Below are 3,574 nucleotides of genomic sequence, written 5' to 3'. Positions count from 1 at the left end.
TTGGCTCTGCCTTCACAGGTTCGAATCCTGTCCCCGCCACTTCCGTCCGGCCCGTGCTCCATCGAGCGCGGGCCGCGGTCGTTCAGGACCCGCCGAGCAGCTCCACGAGCTCCGCGAGCGAGCCGACGATCCGGCCTCCCGATGCCTCCACGAAGTGCTGCACCTGCAGGTTCACGGTCGCGCCGATCTCGCCCGCCTGGCGCCAGTCGGTGCGCACGGCGTCGATGCGCAGACCGAGCGCGGCGGCGTAGCCGATCTCCGCACAGGTGCCCGCATCCGGCTCCTGGCCGTCGAGCACGGCCACCAGGCGTTCGCAGCCGCGGATCGCTTCGGCGTTCCGGGCTCCGATGAGGGCGTTCAGGTCCTCGTGCCGTCCGGCGCTCTGGTGCTCGGTGACCTCGTCCGCGGTGGTCAGCGACCAGGGGTCGACGACCTCGACCACCCGGGCCAACGCCGGGAGCAGCGTCGCCGTGTAGTAGGCCCGGCCGGCCTCCGTGAACCCGAGCGGACTCGCGACGTAGGTCCTCGGTCGACCCGCTGCCGCGCTCATCGGAAGTCCCCGGCGGCGGTCGCGCCCGCCGCTGCCTGCCGGATCGCCTCGGCCGCGGCGTCGTGCGTGGTGCCGAGGGCCCGCAGAATGTCGGTCGCGGTGGAGCGCACCTGGCCGATCACCACGCTCACGCTGAGGTTGCCGGTGCGTTCGAGGGCGAGGGTCGCGCGCGCCGCGGCCTGCAGCGCCGCGTCGCGGGCGTCCACGACGAGCCGCGGATCGTCGAGCGCGGCGCGCAGCGCGCGCACGGCGACCGCCAGGTCACGGATCCCCTGCGGGACGTCGGGGGGCACGTGCGCGTCGAGGTCGGCGGCGCGGATCGCTCCTCGCGCCAGCACCCGCCCGTTACGGACGGCGAGGTCGACCTCCGGGGCGGCGATCGCGTACCGCTTCACGACGACCCGCTCTCGACGGCGCAGGGGCGAGTACCGGGCGGTCTCGACACCGCTGACGGCCGCTTCGCGGAACGCCGCCACGCCCTGTTCGAGGTCGCGCATCGTGACGAGGGCCTCCACCGCGAGGTCGTGGTCGGAGGCCTCCAGTGCGCCCGCGACCTCGTCGAGGGCCGACGCGAAGCGATCCAGCAGCGGGCGCGCGCTGCGACGCGCCAGGCGCACCGGGTCGATCGGCAGCAGGTAGTGGACGCCGATCGCCACGACCCCGCCGACGAGGGCGTCGATCGGACGGCTGAAGGTGAACTCGGTCGGCACCTCGATGGTGGCCACGAGCACGGCGCTCGAGGCGGCCTGTCCGACGACGAGCCTCGTGCCACCCAGCGCGACGGCCGCGGTCATGGCGATCGCGACGACAGCGGCGATCTGCACCGTTCCCGTCCCGAGGGCGATCACGTAGGCGTCGGCCACCGCGACGCCCAGGGCGACGCCCACGGCGAGCTCGGTCGCCCGCCGCGCCCGTTGCCCGACGACGATGCCCAGTGCGACGATCGCCGCGATCGGGGCGAAGAAGGGCTTGGTGTGGCCGACGACCTCCACGGCGATGAGCCACGCCAGCGCGGCGGCGATGGCGGTCTGGGCGATCGCGGGGGCGGTCGCCCGCACGCGCCGCCAGCGCGAGACGCCCATGGTGCGCAGGGCGTTGCGTGCGGGGCGGAGCTCCTCGGCGATCGGCATGGCGTGGCGGAGCATCGCACGCGGTAGATTGGCGCCCCTATGAACCTGACCAAGCTGCTCGCCCTGCTCGCCGCCGGGCTGATGACGTTCGTCCTCGCCGCCTGCGGGGAGGAGCGCACCAAGGAAGACGTGAGCGACGCTCCGGCGACCGAGGAGAGCGCCTCGGAGACCACGGAGGAGACCCCGGCCGCCGGTGACGACGGCGTCGACGTGGGGACGATCTCCAAGGACCTCTCCAAGAAGCCGGAGATCGCCAAGCCCAAGGGCGACCCGCCGCCCGCGCTGGTCCAGCGCGACATCGTGGTGGGCAAGGGGCCGGCGGCCAAGGCCGGCGACCTGCTGTCGATGCAGTACGTCGGTGTGTCGTTCTCGACCGGCAAGCAGTTCGACGCCAGCTGGGATCGCGGCGGCGATCCGTTCCAGTTCCCGCTCGGGGCCGGGCAGGTCATCCAGGGATGGGATCAGGGCATCGCCGGCATGAAGGCCGGCGGGCGCCGCCTGCTGGTGATCCCCCCGGCGCAGGGCTACGGCGAGGCGGGCTCGCCGCCCGACATCCTCCCGAACGAGACGCTCGTCTTCGTGGTGGACCTCGAGGAGGTCGAGCCCGGCGCCGGCGGCATCGGCGGCTGATACACCGCCTTTTTTCTCGTCCGTCCGCGGGATCGCCGCCGTTCCATAGGTCACGGAGCGGTCCCTCGGTCGGGCGCGGGAGCCGCCGTCGCGATCGGTCGACGGGACGATGTGTACGGCGTGCGACGGGAGCACCATGGAGCACGCATGGATGCCACCGTCGACCAACCGATCACGGTCGTTCTCGTGGACGACTCCGCGGCGTACCGGCTCGGGATGGCGCGCGCGATCCAGCGCCACGAGGAGCTCGACCTCATCGGCGAGTTCGACGGCGGCCTGGCCGGTCTGGCGGCCATCGAGGATCTCGACCCCGACGTCGTGGTCCTCGACTTCCGGATGCCGGACATCGACGGTATCCAGGTCTGCGAGCGGGTCCGCGGTCTCGAGGAGCGGGTCCACACCAAGGCGCTGCTGATCTCCGCGGACATCGACGAGCCGACGCGGGCGCTGGCGCTCGCCTCCGGAGCCTCGTGCGTGATGTCCAAGGGCGCATCGCGGCGTGACATCTGCACGGCCGCGGTCAGTCTCGCGCGCGCCGGTAGGCTCCGGATACACTGACGCGACCGAAACGCGGAGGGTCCGCCGATCGGGAATCGCGCACCCGGGTAGGGACCTCCACGTGAAGCAACGCACGACCGTCTACGTCGCCGACGACCACCCCGTGTATCGGGAGGGCGTCGCCCGAGCGGTCAAGGCGCGACCGGAGTTCGAGCTCGTCGGCGAAGGAGCGGACGGGCGCGAGGCGTTGACCGCCATCCAGGAGATCAAGCCGATGGTGGCCGTCCTGGACGTCCACATGCCCGGGCTGCAGGGGCCCGAGATCCTGAACGCCATCAAGCGAGACGGACTCGTCACGCGCGTCGTCCTGCTGAGCGCGCACCTCGACAGTGAGACGGTCTACCGGGCCGTCGCGGCCGGGGCCGGCGCGTACTTGTCGAAGGAGTCCTCGCGGGACCGGATCTGTGATGCGGTCGCGGCCGTCGCCCGCGGCGAGGTCGTTCTCAGCGCCGAGGTCCAGGCCGGCCTGGCGACCGAGATCGTCATGCGCGAGCGGGAGGAGCGCCCGTCGCTCACGCCGCGCGAGCACGAGATCCTCGTGCTGACCGCCGGGGGGTTCAGCGCCCCGGCGATCGGCGAGCGGTTGCACCTGAGCCAGAGCACGGTGAAGACGCACCTCAAGAGCCTCTACGAGAAGCTCGGCGTCTCCGACCGCGCTGCCGCCGTCGCCGAGGCGATGCGGCGCGGGCTCCTCGAGTAGCCGCGT

General features: G+C 72.6%; 5 protein-coding genes. 3 read left to right on the top strand and 2 right to left on the bottom strand.

Features of this window, described 5'->3' with window-relative positions:
* Window positions 1-82 precede the first annotated feature (82 nt).
* Together ABYE80_RS18580 and ABYE80_RS18575 are read right to left on the bottom strand one after the other, a co-directional pair.
* On the bottom strand, window positions 83-550 hold the full coding sequence (locus ABYE80_RS18580) for a nucleoside 2-deoxyribosyltransferase (protein ID WP_372791799.1): 468 nt from the start codon (window positions 548-550) through the stop codon (window positions 83-85).
* Complete coding sequence (locus ABYE80_RS18575) at window positions 547-1,680, bottom strand: aromatic acid exporter family protein (protein WP_372791797.1); 1,134 nt, start codon at window positions 1,678-1,680, stop codon at window positions 547-549. The genes ABYE80_RS18580 and ABYE80_RS18575 overlap by 4 nt, the downstream gene beginning before the upstream one ends.
* A 219-nt stretch (window positions 1,681-1,899) precedes the next feature.
* Here ABYE80_RS18575 and ABYE80_RS18570 point away from each other — a divergent pair, with 219 nt between their 5' ends.
* The 3 genes from ABYE80_RS18570 to ABYE80_RS18560 all read left to right on the top strand — a co-directional run bounded on the left by ABYE80_RS18570 (window position 1,900) and on the right by ABYE80_RS18560 (window position 3,568).
* On the top strand, window positions 1,900-2,310 hold the full coding sequence (locus tag ABYE80_RS18570; protein WP_372791801.1) for an FKBP-type peptidyl-prolyl cis-trans isomerase: 411 nt from the start codon (window positions 1,900-1,902) through the stop codon (window positions 2,308-2,310).
* A gap of 147 nt (window positions 2,311-2,457) precedes the next feature.
* On the top strand, window positions 2,458-2,868 hold the full coding sequence (locus ABYE80_RS18565) for a response regulator transcription factor (RefSeq protein ID WP_372791796.1): 411 nt from the start codon (window positions 2,458-2,460) through the stop codon (window positions 2,866-2,868).
* A gap of 61 nt (window positions 2,869-2,929) precedes the next feature.
* Window positions 2,930-3,568, top strand: a complete 639-nt coding sequence (locus ABYE80_RS18560; RefSeq protein WP_372791794.1) for a response regulator — start codon at window positions 2,930-2,932, stop codon at window positions 3,566-3,568.
* Window positions 3,569-3,574: the final 6 nt, after the last annotated feature.

This window comes from Paraconexibacter sp., assembly GCF_041602235.1.
GTDB lineage: Bacteria > Actinomycetota > Thermoleophilia > Solirubrobacterales > Solirubrobacteraceae > Paraconexibacter.
This window is presented reverse-complemented; position numbering and strand designations above follow the sequence as displayed.

Bases quoted from the DNA above. Each gene is read 5' to 3' on its own strand.
- ABYE80_RS18580 (WP_372791799.1), bottom strand. From the start codon at position 550: ATGAGCGCGGCAGCGGGTCGACCGAGGACCTACGTCGCGAGTCCGCTC.
- ABYE80_RS18565 (WP_372791796.1), top strand. From the start codon at position 2,458: ATGGATGCCACCGTCGACCAACCGATCACGGTCGTTCTCGTGGACGAC.
- ABYE80_RS18575 (WP_372791797.1), bottom strand. From the start codon at position 1,680: ATGCCGATCGCCGAGGAGCTCCGCCCCGCACGCAACGCCCTGCGCACC.